The organism is Flavobacterium sp. SORGH_AS_0622, from assembly GCF_030818825.1.
GTDB lineage: Bacteria > Bacteroidota > Bacteroidia > Flavobacteriales > Flavobacteriaceae > Flavobacterium.
Window position 1 is genome coordinate 2,178,145 of sequence record NZ_JAUTAX010000001.1, and the last position, 16,023, is coordinate 2,194,167.

At 34.3% G+C, this 16,023-nt stretch carries 10 protein-coding genes; 3 read left to right on the top strand and 7 right to left on the bottom strand.

What is annotated here, in order from left to right; genetic code table 11:
* Window positions 1-78: 78 nt before the first annotated feature.
* The 3 genes from QE431_RS09475 to QE431_RS09485 form a co-directional block, all read right to left on the bottom strand.
* Window positions 79-2,529: a TonB-dependent receptor gene (locus QE431_RS09475; protein WP_307295228.1), complete on the bottom strand. Its 2,451-nt coding sequence runs from the start codon at window positions 2,527-2,529 to the stop codon at window positions 79-81.
* An 84-nt stretch (window positions 2,530-2,613) separates the two neighbouring features.
* Window positions 2,614-3,513, bottom strand: a complete 900-nt coding sequence (locus QE431_RS09480) for a FecR family protein (RefSeq protein ID WP_307295229.1) — start codon at window positions 3,511-3,513, stop codon at window positions 2,614-2,616.
* A 51-nt stretch (window positions 3,514-3,564) separates the two neighbouring features.
* Window positions 3,565-4,080, bottom strand: a complete 516-nt coding sequence (locus tag QE431_RS09485; protein ID WP_057118100.1) for an RNA polymerase sigma factor — start codon at window positions 4,078-4,080, stop codon at window positions 3,565-3,567.
* Between the two features lie 198 nt (window positions 4,081-4,278).
* Between QE431_RS09485 and QE431_RS09490 the strand changes: the two genes are divergently transcribed.
* Window positions 4,279-5,301 (top strand): hypothetical protein, encoded by a 1,023-nt coding sequence (locus QE431_RS09490; RefSeq protein ID WP_307295231.1) that lies wholly within the window; start codon window positions 4,279-4,281, stop codon window positions 5,299-5,301.
* Window positions 5,302-5,495: 194 nt separating this feature from the next.
* Here QE431_RS09490 and QE431_RS09495 read toward each other — a convergent pair whose 3' ends face one another.
* Both QE431_RS09495 and QE431_RS09500 read right to left on the bottom strand, forming a co-directional pair.
* Window positions 5,496-6,602, bottom strand: coding sequence for a PepSY domain-containing protein (locus QE431_RS09495; protein WP_307295233.1), 1,107 nt, complete (start codon window positions 6,600-6,602; stop codon window positions 5,496-5,498).
* 40 nt (window positions 6,603-6,642) lie between these two features.
* Complete coding sequence (locus tag QE431_RS09500) at window positions 6,643-9,087, bottom strand: TonB-dependent receptor (protein WP_134141391.1); 2,445 nt, start codon at window positions 9,085-9,087, stop codon at window positions 6,643-6,645.
* 459 nt (window positions 9,088-9,546) lie between these two features.
* On the opposite strand from QE431_RS09500, the gene QE431_RS09505 reads away from it, so the two are divergent.
* Window positions 9,547-11,820: a polyprenyl synthetase family protein gene (locus QE431_RS09505; protein ID WP_307295236.1), complete on the top strand. Its 2,274-nt coding sequence runs from the start codon at window positions 9,547-9,549 to the stop codon at window positions 11,818-11,820.
* 464 nt (window positions 11,821-12,284) lie between these two features.
* Window positions 12,285-13,874: a sigma-54-dependent Fis family transcriptional regulator gene (locus QE431_RS09510; protein WP_307295238.1), complete on the top strand. Its 1,590-nt coding sequence runs from the start codon at window positions 12,285-12,287 to the stop codon at window positions 13,872-13,874.
* A gap of 1 nt (window position 13,875) precedes the next feature.
* On the opposite strand, the gene QE431_RS09515 is transcribed toward QE431_RS09510, so the two are convergent.
* Together QE431_RS09515 and QE431_RS09520 are read right to left on the bottom strand one after the other, a co-directional pair.
* A complete protein-coding gene (locus QE431_RS09515; protein WP_307295240.1) occupies window positions 13,876-14,493 on the bottom strand; it encodes a TMEM175 family protein in 618 nt (205 codons plus the stop codon).
* 163 nt (window positions 14,494-14,656) lie between these two features.
* Window positions 14,657-16,018, bottom strand: a complete 1,362-nt coding sequence (locus QE431_RS09520) for a sigma-54 dependent transcriptional regulator (RefSeq protein WP_307295241.1) — start codon at window positions 16,016-16,018, stop codon at window positions 14,657-14,659.
* Window positions 16,019-16,023: the final 5 nt, after the last annotated feature.

Genomic DNA, 16,023 nt, shown 5'->3' on the forward strand with positions numbered 1-16,023 from the left:
CCTACCAAAGAATTGTGTTTTTTGAAAAAAAATAAAAAAGAAGAAAAAGAGTTTTTTAAAACCCTTGTAGAGATAGAATTAAAAAGAAACTCTAAAACTCACGTTTGGAGTTCGTTGCAGCGAAAAAGTATCAACTTCTTCTATAGAATTTGTTAGGGAACTTATTCTATAATATTCGCTGATTTCGTTTTTACGGTTGAGAATATTTAATATTGAAATTCCTATTTTGTACTGAATTCCATTTGATGTTTCCCATTTGTAAGTTGAAGAAATATTAACCTGCGAGAAAATATGCAGATTGGTATTATTAGGTTTGTTATAAAACAAAACAGGATCTGAAGGATCTATTTGGGCAAAATCGGGAGAGGTTTTTGGCCGGCCAGAAGACCATTTTGTCCCCAAAGCAATTTTGAAATTGTTTTTCTCGTAAATTCCAGCCCATGATAAAGTATGGGTCAGCTCAAAGTTATTTGGAAAACTAGGATATTGGTAATTTGGAAAATGATAATTGTTTTCATTGTACGTATAACTAAACCAAGTTAGAAATTGATTTATTTTTTTTTGAATAAGCATTTCTGTTCCCCAAACTTCATAGTCTCCGGTAGTTCGAACAAATTCTAACTGGTTCTGAAAACCCTGACTGGAAGTGGTGATTCCTATTACTTTTTTATAAAAATTTTCAATGTCGAGAAGCCAGTCATTCTTTTTATAGAATAAATTTATAGATAGCTGCCTACTTTTTTGAATGGGAATTGTAGTATTATTTGAAATGATCCAGCGTCTTTTTTCAATCCCAAAATAATCTTTTTGTAAATCAATAATCTGCTGGGAGTTTTGACTTTTGATCTCGCCCAAAAGTTCCAGATTTACATTTTTATTGATGCCGTACGCAAATTGTATTCTAGGTTCTGCAATATATTTTTTAAATTTTTCGATATAATTAAGCCGCATTCCAGCTTTAAAATAGATTTTGGAAATTGTATCGTTATATTTTCCTTCTGCAATTAAAGCATGAGTTCGAAGCACGTCTTTTACGTTACGGTAAAAGTCTGGATTTGTTACCTGTTCCAAATTAGTGATACCCATTTCATTAAACTGATAGCCCTCATTAAAACTAAAATTAGAATTAATGATATGATTGTTTTCTAAGTTAATTCCGTTATTGTTAACTGTATTTTCCTGAATGACAACTTGATCTCCTAAAGTAGTTTTCTGATTGGCTAGAAGTTCATAAGAAGAATTGTAGAAATTAATTTTTGTGGTATTGAAGCTGTTCCAGTTTCTTCTCCATGACAAATTTCCTCCATAATTCTGCTGGCGCAGCACATTCTCTTCTGATTTATTGGTGTTGTAAACAGTGGCACTTTGAAAAACCTCCAGATTATCTTTTATGGTAATTAAATCGAGTATTATTTGATCTTTTGATCCTATTTTTTGGGCATATTTGAGTGTCGCATCGTAGAAACCAAATTTTTTGTCGCTTTGATAGTTTACGTTTTGATTTTGAGAGAAATCTGTGATGGTGGTGTTTTGAAAAACCTTATTGAAATATTCTTTGTAAGTAGGAGTTTCTACAAAATCAGTGATCGATTTACGGGCAGAAATTTCAATGTAACTTTTTTTAGAAAGATTGTATTTTGCATAAACATCGGCATTAATCATGTTAATTCCTGCACTAAACGAGTTTTTTTCTGCTGTCTCAGCAGTAGAAGAAATAGCCACAACACTGGATACACTTTCGCCATAAAACGCAGAACTTCCGTTTTTATAGATAGAAATTGTATGGGCTAAATTTGGATTGAAAACAGATATTAAACCGAAAAAATGTCCTGTTTGAAACATTCGGATTCCATTCCATAAAAATAAATTCTGGTCGTGTGTACCGCCTCTAACATTAATACTGGAAACACTTTCGTCAAGACTGTTTACACCAGGAATCTGCTGCATGGTCTGTAAAGCATCAGGTTCGACAAGTCCGGGAAGTATACCAAATTTTTTAGGTTTAATTATAAGCGATCCGTCGTTGTTTTTGGAAATTCCTGATGCTAAAATTGCATTGGCTTTTATCTCGTGCAGTTCTGTAATTTCAGGTTCCAGCAATATCTGGGGACAATTTTTAGAAACTAAATTTCCAGCTGAAATTCTTTTGGATATAAATCCTACGTGACTAATTGTAAATATACTTTTGTCTTCTTTAGCAAATTCAAAATAACCTTCTGAGTCGGTTGCAAACTGAGTTTTGTTAGGCAAACTGATATTTGCGTTTTCAATAGGTTTTTTATCTGCTGCTGAAATGACATAGCCGCAGATCATTTCTGTGGCATTATCTTTTTTATAGATATTGATGAATTTATTTCCAATATTTTCAAAAGATAAATGCGTTTTTTTACCCAGATATTCCAGTTTTTGTTCTAAAGAAAGGGATCTTTTTGGAGGATTGATTTCCAGTCCAGCAATGTTATCCTCCGTGTAATTAAAATTGACATCGTGTTGTTTTTCAATATCAAGTATTATTTTTTTGAAAGGCATTAACTTGCCCTTGTCCTGAGCAGAAAGATTCAGGGCAAGAAGCATTAGAACAAACAAAAAATGAAATTGTCTGGGGCGGAGCATTTATTTTTCGTCAAAAATTATTTTGTTTCCTGAAACTTTTTTGGCTTTTAGATGATACGTTGTGCTGATAATCTGCAAAGCTGTACTTAAGTCTTTAGCAGGTAACTTTCCTGTAAATAAAGAGATCGTGTCTTTGGCGTTTAACTCGATCTTAATATTATACTGTCTTTCAACCTCTTCTAAAAGGCTTTGTATATTTTCCTGATAAAAGCATATTTGATTGTTCATCCATTCTGGTTTCGAAGAATTTACAGTGAGTTTAATCTGCTTTCCGTTTTCAAAACTCACGCTTTGACCGTGGGTTAGTAGAATTTCGGTCGAAGCATAATTTACTTTTACACGCCCTTCGTAACACACCACATCAAACCTGTTTTTTCTGGTTTTAACATTAAACTGTGTTCCTAAAACGGTTACTTTTCCAAGGCTTGTTTGCACTTCAAAACGTCTTCCTTTTGCAACCTTGAAATACGCTTCTCCTTTTAATTCAAGATGTCTATTATTGTCCCAGTTCCATTTTTTATAGTTTATTTCAGAACCGGAGTTTAACACTACTTCAGAATTATCCGGTAGTGAAAAAGTGGTTTTTTTTCCAAACTCTGCAGTCTCCGTTTCAGACATAAAAGCTTTCATCGCAAATGTAACTCCAAGTGCGAGGACAAATATGGCCGCTGCGCGAAACATCCATTTTCTGTATAACGGAACAACTTTTGGAGCTGGTTTTTTCTGGCTTAAAATGTTAGACAGCATAGCATTTTCATCAAAGTCATCTGTCTCTAGATGAGCTGTATATTTCTTTATCTTCTGGTATTTTTCAAAATCAGGGCTCGCCTCAAATTCTGCCAATTCATCTGGAGATAAATCATCGTTGAGCCATTTTGCTAATAAGCGATCTTTTTTCATTTTATCGTACTATTTAATTAAAACAATTAGAACTAAATTTACCCTACTTTTTTAGATATCAATTTCTTTACGTAAACTTAAAAGGGCCAAATGAATGCGTTTTTCTACTGCCTTTACACTGATATTGAGTTCTATGGCAATTTCACTGTATTTTTTGCCGTCTATTCGATGCATCAAAAAAGCAGTACGCTGTTTTTCGTTTAGGTTTTCTATGGCTTTTAAAAGTTTGGCTTGAAACTGTTTTTCTTCCAAAAGATATTCCGGACTTTGATTTGTTTTATCTAAACCTGTAAAGTTTTTTTCATATTTCAGAACAACTTTCTGATGTGCAATTTGGTTTAAAGTAGTATTGTTCGCAATCGTGTAAATGTATGATTTGGCTTTTTCTAACGGCACTGAAGCACAGTTCTGCCAAAGTTTTACGAATGCTTCCTGGGCTGCATCTTCTGCTTGCTCTGCATTGCCAAATTTGTATAAAAGAAAATTCCGAAGCGCTTTGATATGACTTTTGAAGAAAGACGAAAAAATTATTTCATCACAAGTATTGGATTGGTTTTTATCTGGCATGTAGGTTCTCAGTTTGTACGACGCAAAAGTATTTGTTTTTAATTGAAGTAGGGTAAAAGCAAAGCCGATTGTTTAATAGAAGAATAAAATGGTATCGGCTTTTGATAATTTAGTATAGAAGGACATACTGAAATTCTTGTTGTTATTTTATTGAAAAAACGGTTTCTTAAAATTTATTACCTTTGTAAAAACATAAATATGTTCCTTTTGAAAAAATATTTATCAATCGCAGTTTTCCTGTTCCTGCTGTTTTCCTGTCAAAGTGAAACAGATGAAGAAAATAATAATTCACAGGGAACAATTACCAATGCTTCCCCGCTGACTACATATCTGCAGAGGGTTGCAATGGTGCAGACCGTTCAGGATAATGTTATCGACGGATCTAGCTATTGTACTATAAAACTCCCTTATACGGTTACTGTAAACAACCAGCAGATTGCAGTTAATACAAATGCCGATTATCAAAAGGTTGTAGATAATATCAATGCCAGTAATTATGATGAGGATATTGTGAAAATTGATTTTCCTGTAACTATGGTATACTATAATTACATTGAAAAATTGATTCCCAATCAGGCTGATTTTGATTCTTTGATTGATTACTGGAATCTTTATCCAGATCTTTTATCTAAAATTAATGGATTAAAAATCAATTATCCTATAACAATTAATATTTATAACAGCGCTAGTCAAATAGCAAGTTCACAATCAATTATAAGCGATCAGGCATTTTTTAATTTTATTAAAAATTTAAACGAGAGTCAGTATATTTCTTTAAAATATCCTATTACGATAGCAGATTATAACGGACAGACAAAATCGATTACCAATAATTTGGAGTTTGAAAATGCTATTAAATATGCCATCGATTATTGTCCGGAAAATAATATTGTAACATTAGATTTTGAACAAACCCTAACAAACGGTTCCTGGGAAATCCCGTATTATTTTGATGACACCGTAAAAACCTCAAACTACACTGGTTACTCTTTTGTTTTTAAAAGTGATAAATCTGTTGTGGCTAGTAAAGGAGGAGTTTACGAAACTGGTCAATGGGAAAGTACTGTCCAATATGGAGTGCGAGAACTGAAGCTGCATTTTACGAGCGAATTACTTGGAAAATTGAATTTTAACTGGAAATTATTTGAATTTAATAATTCTCAGATCCGATTAAGAGATGTAGGCACTACAACTGATTATCTGTACTTTCAGAAAAAATAAGTCACTATTAAAATGCGTGGTTTTTTACCGCAAAGAACGCAAAGGTTTTTCGTAAAGTTCGCAAGGTTTTATATAATTAAAAAGTTCGCAAAGCATTGTTCAATACAAACCTTTGCGAACTTTTTAATCATACCTTATTTAAAAAAAAACCTTAGCGTTCTTTGCGTTAAAAAAGTGAGCAGTTAAAAAAAGGGTTACTTTTTCTTCTTCTTTCCCAGCCATATCAGTAAACCTGTAATAGGCAGTGTCGCCGCAAAAAGACAAACCAAAAAAGCTAGAATTTTGGTTGGATAACCATAGATACTTCCTGTATGTATGGGATAAATAAGACGCCTTACTTTATCGCCATTACTAAACGATTCATAAGACTTGATTTTTAAAAGTTCGCCTGTATATTTATCAAAATAAGCCATACTCGAAATGTTCGGTATAGATTTTTCAATATTTAGTTTAATGACCATGATACTATTTATCGTGTCAGAAGGAATTCTGATTTGAGTATCTCCAGTATATTTATAAATACTGTCAGTTTTTGAGAATATATTTTGATAGAAATAGGTTTTATCCAATTTAGGATCAACTTTTGTTGGGTTTTCAACTTTAGCAGAAGGTTTTTTTATGGTTCCATCTGCGAATAAATAAATACCGCTTTCAAACCATTTAAAAGACCATGTTAATCCAGTAAGCGATATTGTAAGAAGAAACAAAAAGCTGTAGAATCCAAATGTGGAATGAAAATCCCAATTGACTCTTTTAAAAGAAGCGCTCCATTTTACAGTTAATCGCTGCTTTAGATTTTTCATTTTTTTCGGCCACCATAAAATAAGACCCGAAATGAGCAGAAAAACAAAAATAAGACAGCTGCAGCCTGTAATAAATTTTCCAGCTTCACCTAAAATTAAATGACGATGTAAGTCCAATACCACAGAAAAAAACCTGCTTTTTTCCGTAGTTTGGCCCAAAACTTTTCCAGTGTATGGATCTACAGAGAAAATCTGTTCATTTTTATCGGCATCGGTTCCAGAAATAATTACAGTTCTTTTGGGATCTTGATAAGTCTGAATACGCTCTAATTCTGTGATCGCATATTTTTTCCTGATGGCATTGACATAAAGGTCAACGGGCAATTTCTTTGTTCCAATACTAGAAACTTCATAAAATTCGGGATTGACAAAAGTATCAATCTCTTTTTCAAAAACTAAAATGCTTCCTGTAAGTGCGACTATAAATACAATAAGCCCGGACGCAAGTCCGAGCCATAAATGTAAAAATCCAATATTTTTTTTAAATGTTTTATTCATGTAGGAGGAAGGAAATATTTTCCAAATATAATTAAAGCTTTTAAAAAGAGTACCCCAAGGTTAAAAGCCAGTTCGACGGAGCACCAGGGAACAAACGGATAAAATCGTAACCACCAACCCAATACGTTTTGTTCAGTATATTATTGGCATTTACCTGAATCTTAAATTTATTAATGTTATAATATAATGCCGCATTAAATAAAGTATAGCCTGGCAAGGTTTGAGTGTCGGTTTGGCTTAATGTACGTGTAGTGGCAAAATTAGTTCCAAATGCAAGACCAAAATCTTTCAAAGCTCCGTCTGTAAAATTGTAACGTGTCCATAAATTACCCTGTTGGCGTGGCGTGTTGGGTTTTTGTCTTCCAATTTCAGATTCAATCGGACTTTCAGTAATTGCAGCCTCATTATACGAATAAGCAGCAGAAATACTCCAGTTTCGTGTGATATTTCCATTCAAATCAATTTCAATACCTTTCGATTCTTCTTCTCCAATTGCGCGCATTAAGTCTGGATTTGCAGTATCGTTTGCTGGATAAAGCGTGTTTTTCTGCTGAATTTTGAAAAGGGCAACCGTTACAAAAAGTTTTTCTTTGAACCATGATGATTTTCCTCCAAATTCAATCATATTACTTTCTAACGGATCAAAAGGTCCGCCCGCATTTGGATTTGATAAAGAAGAAGCTGTCTGAGGGTTGTAACCTTTTACGTAAGTTCCGTACAAATTAATGTTAGGATTAAGAGTATAAGTCAGTCCAAAACGCGGTAAAAACGAATGTTGCTTGACTTTCTTTTCTGCAGCTTTTTTGTAGTTTTCTTTATCGGTATATTCGTCGTAGCGCACTCCAATTAATGCCTGAAAAGCGCCAAACTTAATATGATCTTGAAGATACACTCCATACAAAGAATAAAATGTTGGATCAAAAGGGCGAGCCGCATAAAAATACTTGCTCATGTCTTTTAACTGCTGTGATGCAGACGGGTTTGTGAGATCAAAATGAGCCACGTTTGGCACTGGATTTCCTTTAGCATCCAATAAATAATTAGCTTTATTCGCAGGGTTATACGTGGCAATTGATCCAGTATTAGATGCATTTCTATATCCTGTAGCCTGCAGCTGAGATCCTCCAGCAGGTACTTCTTCCTGTGCATAGTCGTAACCCACAATTAAATTATGATCTAATGCTCCAGTTTTGGCTTCGTATTTAAAGAAAGCCGAAAGATTATCGATATAACGTTTACGTTTACGCATAAAAACCTGCATTTCTATAGAGGTAGGAATAGTAGTTCCGTCACCTGCAGATGCATATTTATTGGCACCTCGATGCTCTAAAAGATCTTCTGTATAACCTGTACGGATGTACGATCCAGAAAATGACAAACGATCTGTAAATTGATGATTTAATGAAGTTGTTACAATGTATGTTTCTTCATTTAAATAATCGTTGGTAGAGTTTAAAGAGTTAGAAATTTTAGTAGAATACAGATTGTCTTCGTATGTCGATTGTCCGCGGTCTAGTATACTTTTCGAACTTGTATAAATCAGATCAAAATTGACACTTGTTTTGTCATTTGGAAGGAAAGAAAGTGAAGGAGCAAGCACAATATTTTTATCGAATTGTAAATCCCTGAAAGAATTGGCATTTTCATAACCTAAATTCAATCGGTATAAAAGCGATTTATCTTCTGTTAACGGACCTGTAAAATCGGCTAAAGCTCTCAAAGTATTGAAACTTCCTGTAGAAAAACTCACACTGTTGGCAGCCTGATCCAAAGGCTTTTTGGTTACTCTGTTGATAACTCCTCCAGGAGAAGCATTTCCAAACAAAGCAGAAGATGGTCCTTTTAAAACCTCAACACGTTCCAGATAATTGGCAAGCGGTTGTTTCCAAAATCCTGTAGACGTTCGCATACCATTCAGCAATTGAGTATTACTGCCTCCGTTTATTCTAAAACCTCTAATTGAGATATCGTCATAAAAAGTAAACTGGCTTACCCCGCTGAAGTTTTTAACCACTTCGCCTACGCGAATAGAACCCTGATCGGCTATTAATTCTTTGGTTGCGTATGATACGGCTTGCGGCAAATCTTTTAAAGCAATTTCTGTTTTTGCTCCAATAAAAGATTTTGTATTTCGGTACGATTTCTCTTTACGTCCTGTAATTTCCACCGTCTGCAAAGTGTTAACGTTTTCCTTTAAAATAATTGAAAGATCAAGATTTTGATTTTCAGTCAATTCTACATTTCTTTCTTCCCCTGTAAATCCCATTGCCGAGAAATAAACAGTGTATTTTCCAGGAGCAAGATTTGTGATTTCAAAATTTCCTTTATCATCGGAAACAGTGTTTTTTTTAAGGGTTTTGATTGAGATAGAAGCATAAGATACAGCTTCATTATTTTCGGAAATAATTTTTCCAGTAATTGTAGCATTTTGTGCGAGGCCAATATTAAAGAGGCCTAACAGCATTAGGGAGAATATAAACTTCATGGCGGTTATTTATTTTGACCGCAAATATATGTTTATTTAGATTAAATACAAATAACATTGTAAAATAGTCATTTATTTTCTTTGTTTTTCTTTGCGTAGTGGTTTTATATAATGTTTTATTCAGTCAAAATAATTAAGTTCTTGCATTTTTAATAAATTTTAGCTTTTAAATTGGATACTTTAAAAAAACACATTTCATTTTTAAAGTTGTAATTTAAGTGTTAAATAATTGTTTTACAGTAAATTATGTTAATTATACTATTGTTCATCTAATTTAATTATATTAACTTTATTCTTACAAAAATTTCATTTGAAATTATTTAAAGTGTTTTATAAAAGATAGGCGATTTTAAATTTTTTCAGTCTGTGCATAACATTCAATTTCTTATACAGTCTCTGCTATCGAGATACTTTCCAGCCGAAGTAAATATTTTTTATAAATAATTAATATAGAGCAATATGAAAAATGAAATGAGTTTACAGCCCCAAAATTCCAAAGTTATTTTAAATCCTTACCCTTCTACATGGCCTGCAGATGGACCAATTGATTTAAAGATTCATGATTTTCCACACAATAAATCCATAATAGAATGGTGGTATCAAAACTGCCATTTATCTTCTAAAGATGGCAGGAAGTTTTCTGTATTTGCTTCCTTTTTTAGAACGTCTTTAAAAGATGAACGTACAGGAGATTTGACATACGCACATTCTGTAATTTGGTCTTTATCTGATAAAGATGCCCGTAAATATTATAGTGATTCACTCGTTGATCAATCCATGCCCGCAGAATCAATAAAAGTTATTAATAAAAAAGAGGATTTAATTCATAAACCTTTTTACCGTGCATTAAAAGAACTGTATGAAAAAGGGAATGTGCCACTGCCCGAAAGGCTGCTTAAGAAGCCTGCGACGATTGGTGTAGAGGAGTTTTCACTTGAATATGATGAAAATTCTTTTAAAAAAGACAAAGACGATACATATCATTTAAGACTTAACAATTCTTTGAAAGAAGTAGAATGCAAACTTCAGTTTATTCCATTAATAAAACCAATAAAGCATGGTGAAGATGGATGTATTGCAGGTATTAGTAAAAGTGAAGATATGTTTTATTATTTTATTCCAAAATGTGAAGTTACTGGTGAGATTAGGATAGGGAACGAGATTTATGAGGTAGAAGGCAGTGGTTGGTATGATCATGAATTTAGTAAACCAGGTGATGAAATTAAAGCTCTAGAATTCAAACAAGATATGGCATGGAATTGGGTATCACTGCAACTGGATAATGAATTTCAACTATCTGTATATGATCTCTTTGATAATACGAAGAATGGTGAATATGATGGTGGTACTGCGGTTATAATTGATAAAGATGGTAAGAGAATTAGTATTGAGAATTACTCATTTTCTCCCAAAGATTATTGGACAAGCACTAAAACTTTTGTATCCTATCCAATATCCTGGAACTTAGAAATGCCTGACTATAATGTATCTCTTACTATAACTGCTGATTTTCCTGAACAGGAATTTATAACTGCACTCTCATTGCCGGCAATTTGGGAAGGATGTGTCCATGCTTCTGGAAATTTTATGCATACACAGGTTAAAGGCCTAGGATATGTAGAAATAGCTGGGTTTAATGCTAATGAAACTATTGAAAGTTTTTTAAAAGCAGTTGGTAAAACTACACAGAAAACAGTAGAAAATCTGCTGCCTTTAGCCCCAACAGATGATGAGTTTTACAAGTTAGTTAATAGCCCGCTAGGGGTTAATTTTTTTAGTCAGGCAGATAAAGAACAATATGTTGCTTCTGTTGTTAAACCTGTTCGGGAAATTGTTGACAGGAATAAAAAATCCTGGCGTTCATATGTATTGCTTGCCTGTATAGATAGTGTGGGAGGTGACTCGCAGCCGTTTATAAATCTGTTGGCAATGCCTGAGTTAATACATACAGGTTCACTAATAGTAGATGATGTTCAGGATAAATCTGAGAAACGCAGAGGAGGTAAAACACTTCATCATATTTATGGCGAACCTTTAGCAATAAATGCTGGAAATGCATGTTATTTTATAGGAGATATTGTTGTTGGTGATTCTCAAATTTCAGAACAAATCCGCTTGAAAATTTATCAACTTTTTTTTGAAATGATGCGTGCCGCACATGCAGGACAGGCACTTGATATTAGTGGTCTTCACGCCTTTATGCCCGAGGCAGTAAGAACCGGAGATTGTACAGCACTCGAAAAAAGACTTTATACCATCCACAGGTTAAAAACAGCAGCACCAGCTTGTACATTAGCACGAATTGGAGGAATAATAGGAAATGGAACACCTGAAGAAATAGATGAAATAAGTAATTACTTCGAAGCTGCAGGTATGGCTTATCAAATAATGGACGATGTGCTAAATTTAAAAGGATTTGAGAATAATCTTAAAGATAAAGGGGAAGACATTACAGCAGGAAAAATTACCATGCCTGTTGCAAAGGCAATGGGTTTACTAAATTTTGATGAACGTGAATATGTTTGGAAAACAATTCAAACAATGCCCACAGATGAAAAAGTAATACGATCTGTAATTAATGTCCTGCAAAGTTGTGGTGCTATTGATGCATGTGCAAAAGAGGCTGAAGATCTTATTGAAGCGGCATGGAAAAAAATAGACATTATAGTTCCTGATTCATTTTATAAAGTAAGATTACGAGCCTTTGGCTGGTTTATATTGCAAAAAGATTAATTTACTTCATATTGAATTCAAAAAACCATCAAATCATTATTTTTTTGATGGCTTTATTATGAAAAGTAGTTACCGGTTTTGACTATTTCAGTTATGAAGCTCCTTCTAATTTACCTGAAGAGCAATAATTGCGGACTGTACTTTCAGAAAGATCCAGTTTTATTGATTATTTAAACCCAAATTATGTAATAGGAAATGGTATGTCCTACTGGGTAATATTTCACATTATCCAGAATGCAATAATTCTCCTAGAAATTTAATTAAGGTAAACTCCATAATCAGCTTCCTTTTGTTTTTTGGTATGTAAATCGAGTTATAATTATATAGGTTATGATATTTTTGAATTATACGATATATCGTAATTTTATGGATCAAAAATATTTTATTTAAAGAATTCATAGTTATTTCATAAAGGCTATTTCTTAAATTTACGCTGTTACCAATAAATATCACACCAAAACCTTATGGAAAAGCAGGCCGATAAGAATGCAATACTGCTAAACAGATTGCAGGAGAGAGAAAGAGAACAATTTCTTGTATTGTCAATCTGCAAAACACTTGCGGAGGCGCTATCGAAAAGCGAATTTCATACTCTTGTAAATGATGTTTTAAAAGAGTATCTTGCTTTTGAGGATTTCATTTTGGCTTCTTCTAATGACGACGAAAATGATTATCAAATTTTCTATCAATTTTCAGAATATAAAACTGATTCAGATGAAAAGTACCCTTTAAACGACGGTTTTTTTGATCTTTGTATGAATTCTGCCGATACAGTTATTTTTGATTTAAAATCAATAACAGACAATAAACTTCCAAATTATCTCCAATCTAATAACAATAAAAATTTTAAAAACGGAATTGGAATTTGCCTTCCGTATTTAAAAGGAAGTCAAAATGTCCTTTTTCTTTTCTTTAAAAGTGCTGCCGCATTTAGCCGAGAATCCAATCGAATTATACGTGGCATCGGTACACATTTGTCTATTACTGTTAGAAATATAAAAATGGCTTTGGATTACGAAAGCAATGTATCACAGCTAAAACTTTTGCAAAAGAATTTAAGCCAAAGAAAACCAGAAGCTGTCGTTTCGAATACGGAAGGTTTTCAGGGAATTGTCGGAAAGAGTGAAGCCATGCAAAAAGTTTATGAATTAATTTCTCAAGTCGCGCCTTCGCAATCTACCGTTTTAATTTTTGGTGAAACAGGAACAGGAAAAGAACTAATTGCTAATGCCATTCATAAATTGTCTGAGTTCTCGAAGGAAAGAATGGTAAAAGTAAATTGTGCCTCAATACCCGAAAATTTAATTGAAAGCGAATTATTCGGTCATGAAAAAGGCGCGTTTACCGGAGCCACAGATGTTAGAATTGGGAAATTTGAGCAAGCCGAAAACAGTACCATTTTTCTGGACGAAATAGGAGAACTGCCTTTGGCATTACAAGGAAAACTGCTTCGCTTTTTACAGGAAAAAGAAGTAGAACGAATTGGAGGCAGAAAACCTTTTAAAATTAACGTGCGTGTGATTGCAGCAACAAACCGATCACTAGAAAAGGAAGTTGCCGAGGGCCGTTTTAGAAGTGATTTATATTATCGGTTAAATGTTTTTCCAATTGCACTTCCTGCATTGCGCGAACGTCCCGAAGATATTGAGGTTTTAGGGAATTTTTTCTTAGAAACACATTCGCAGAAAATTGGAAAAAATGTAAAAGGCTTTTCTAAAAAAGTGCTGAATAAAATGAATGCCAATGCCTGGCCTGGAAATGTGCGTGAACTCGAAAATATGGTCGAGCGCAGTATTTTGTTTGCCAAAGAAGAGTTAATAAAAGAAATGACTTTTCCGAAGATTTTTACGCTGGAATCTTCAATCGCTCCAGTTGATTTTTCTACCAAAACCCTGCAGGAAGTAGAAAAAGAGCATATTTTAAAAGTAATTAAAAAATGCAACGGAAGAATTTCGGGACCTCAGGGTGCTGCAGTTTTACTAGGCCTGCCTTCGACAACTTTAGCTTCGCGAATGCAGAAATTAGGTATTAAAAAAGAACATTTCCTGAGCTGATTTATTCCTGAATAACTTTTATTTTCCCCGAAGAAAATGCCCAGAAAATCAATAAAAGCATATTAATTGCCAACGCAACAGAAGGAAATTGGAATGAAACGCCAAAAGCAATTAAATATGTTGGGAAGCCGTACAGGTAATTATTCCTGATTTTTTTGATGGCAGAATCGGTTATTCCCGGACGGAGTAGTTTTTTGTCTGAACTTGCATTGTACCATAAAAGATTATATGAAATATTGATCAGTACAAAAATTCCGGTATATATGGCCACCGCAATATTCGAAGCTTCACTGTTAAAAAAGCGAGCGAGCAAAGCCGTTGGATAAGAAACAGCCGAAACTAGAAACAAAATCAATCCGTTAGAAAACATAATCCCTGTATTACGACTGTAAATCTGTTTGAATATCTTGTGGTGATTGACCCACATAATAAAAATGCTAAAAAAAGAAAGAGTAAAAGCCAGATAAGTGGTCCACTCGCCTTGTAGGAAATCCAGTAATTGAGTACTATTTTTTACGATATTAACTTCAGGTGCACGCAGCTCCAGTACTAAAAGGGTAATTGCAATAGCAAAAACAGCATCACTGAATCCTTCGATTCTTACGGTTTCTTTTTCCATAGCTAGAATTTTACAAATTGATTTTTTTTATATGTGAAGATTTGCTTCGTCTTTTTGCTACTGATCGGAGTCTCCCTTCGATCGAAACGAAAAACTAAGATTAAATTTTTGCGAACTTTATGTAATATCTTGCGGTCTTTGTGTTTAGATCCCGCTCAAAGTATTATTTATACCCCTGCTTAATACCTAATTTTTTCATTTTAGAATATAAACTTTGCGGCTGCATCTGCAATAACGCAGCTGCGCCTCCAATCCCTGAAATCTTTCCATTACAGGCCTGCAATGCATTCATAATATGTTCTTTTTCCATTTCTTCCATCGATTTCATTTTGCCGCTGCTGGCTTGCAGAGGATTAGCATCCGTGCTTGAGGGAAGATCAAATTTTTCGATTTCGTTTGTTTTGGCCAGCAGTACATTTCTTTCTACTAAATGTTCCAGTTCGCGGATATTTCCCGGCCAGTCATAATCTAGTAATTGCTGCAAAGCTAGAGGGCTCATTCCTGTAGCATTTTTCCTGGCACTTGCTGCATATTTTTTAAGGAAAAAATCAGCCAGTGCTGCGATATCGCCTTTGCGTTCTTTTAGGGGCGGCAATTCAATTGGAAAAACATTTAAGCGATAATATAAATCCAGACGGAAACGACCTTCTGCCACTTCTTTTTCCAGCGATCTGTTGGTAGCGGCTATAACTCGGACATTGATTTTTTTGGTTGAATTTCCACCCAGACGCTGGATTTCTTTTTCCTGTAAAACACGAAGCAGTTTTACTTGAGAATCGAGAGGTAGTTCGCCAATTTCATCTAGAAAAATGGTGCCATTATCGGCCTGTTCAAACTTTCCGACTCTTAAGGTACTGGCTCCCGTAAAAGCGCCTTTTTCATGTCCGAAAAGTTCAGATTCTACAAGGGACTGTGGTAAAGCAGCGCAGTTTACCACTACAAGTGAATTCGATTTATGATGAGAAAGATCATGTACTGCATGTGCAACACGTTCTTTTCCAGTACCGCTCTCACCTAAAATCAAAACTGAAGTTTCTGTTGGGGCTACAATTTTAATCTTTTCAATTACTTCTTTAATCAAGTCGCTGCTGCCAATAATGCCTTCGATTTCTTCTTCTGTAACAGGGACGGGAACATCTGCATAACTGCCTTTTTCCTCATCAAAGCGGTACTTGGCAATGTCAAGCATTACCACAAGATCGCGTTCGCGAAAAGGCTTCACCATAAATCCATACGGATGTGTTTCTTTTACGGCCTCCAAAGTCGACTGATTGGTATTGGCAGAAATGTACAAAAATGGCAGCTGCATTTCGCGTAGTTCCCAAGCCAGGTCAATTCCAGTAAGGTCGCCTTTCAGCATTATATCCAATAAAACCCAGTCGGGTCTTTTTTCGGCGATCAATTTTCTCGCCTGAACCACAGAAGAAGCAATCCCGGTTATTTCGTAACCCGCTTTTTTCAGCATGATTTTTAAATCATTTGCTACAATAAATTCGTCTTCAACAATTAGAATTTTCTCCTTCATTATCT

What these genes read in the sequence shown, in the direction of transcription:
- QE431_RS09515 (WP_307295240.1), bottom strand. Translation starts at nt 14,493, where the DNA reads ATGGAAAAAGAAACCGTAAGAATCGAAGGATTCAGTGATGCTGTTTTT.
- QE431_RS09480 (WP_307295229.1), bottom strand. Translation starts at nt 3,513, where the DNA reads ATGAAAAAAGATCGCTTATTAGCAAAATGGCTCAACGATGATTTATCT.
- QE431_RS09485 (WP_057118100.1), bottom strand. Translation starts at nt 4,080, where the DNA reads ATGCCAGATAAAAACCAATCCAATACTTGTGATGAAATAATTTTTTCG.
- QE431_RS09505 (WP_307295236.1), top strand. Translation starts at nt 9,547, where the DNA reads ATGAAAAATGAAATGAGTTTACAGCCCCAAAATTCCAAAGTTATTTTA.
- QE431_RS09495 (WP_307295233.1), bottom strand. Translation starts at nt 6,602, where the DNA reads ATGAATAAAACATTTAAAAAAAATATTGGATTTTTACATTTATGGCTC.
- QE431_RS09490 (WP_307295231.1), top strand. Translation starts at nt 4,279, where the DNA reads ATGTTCCTTTTGAAAAAATATTTATCAATCGCAGTTTTCCTGTTCCTG.
- QE431_RS09475 (WP_307295228.1), bottom strand. Translation starts at nt 2,529, where the DNA reads ATGCCTTTCAAAAAAATAATACTTGATATTGAAAAACAACACGATGTC.
- QE431_RS09510 (WP_307295238.1), top strand. Translation starts at nt 12,285, where the DNA reads ATGGAAAAGCAGGCCGATAAGAATGCAATACTGCTAAACAGATTGCAG.
- QE431_RS09500 (WP_134141391.1), bottom strand. Translation starts at nt 9,087, where the DNA reads ATGAAGTTTATATTCTCCCTAATGCTGTTAGGCCTCTTTAATATTGGC.
- QE431_RS09520 (WP_307295241.1), bottom strand. Translation starts at nt 16,018, where the DNA reads ATGAAGGAGAAAATTCTAATTGTTGAAGACGAATTTATTGTAGCAAAT.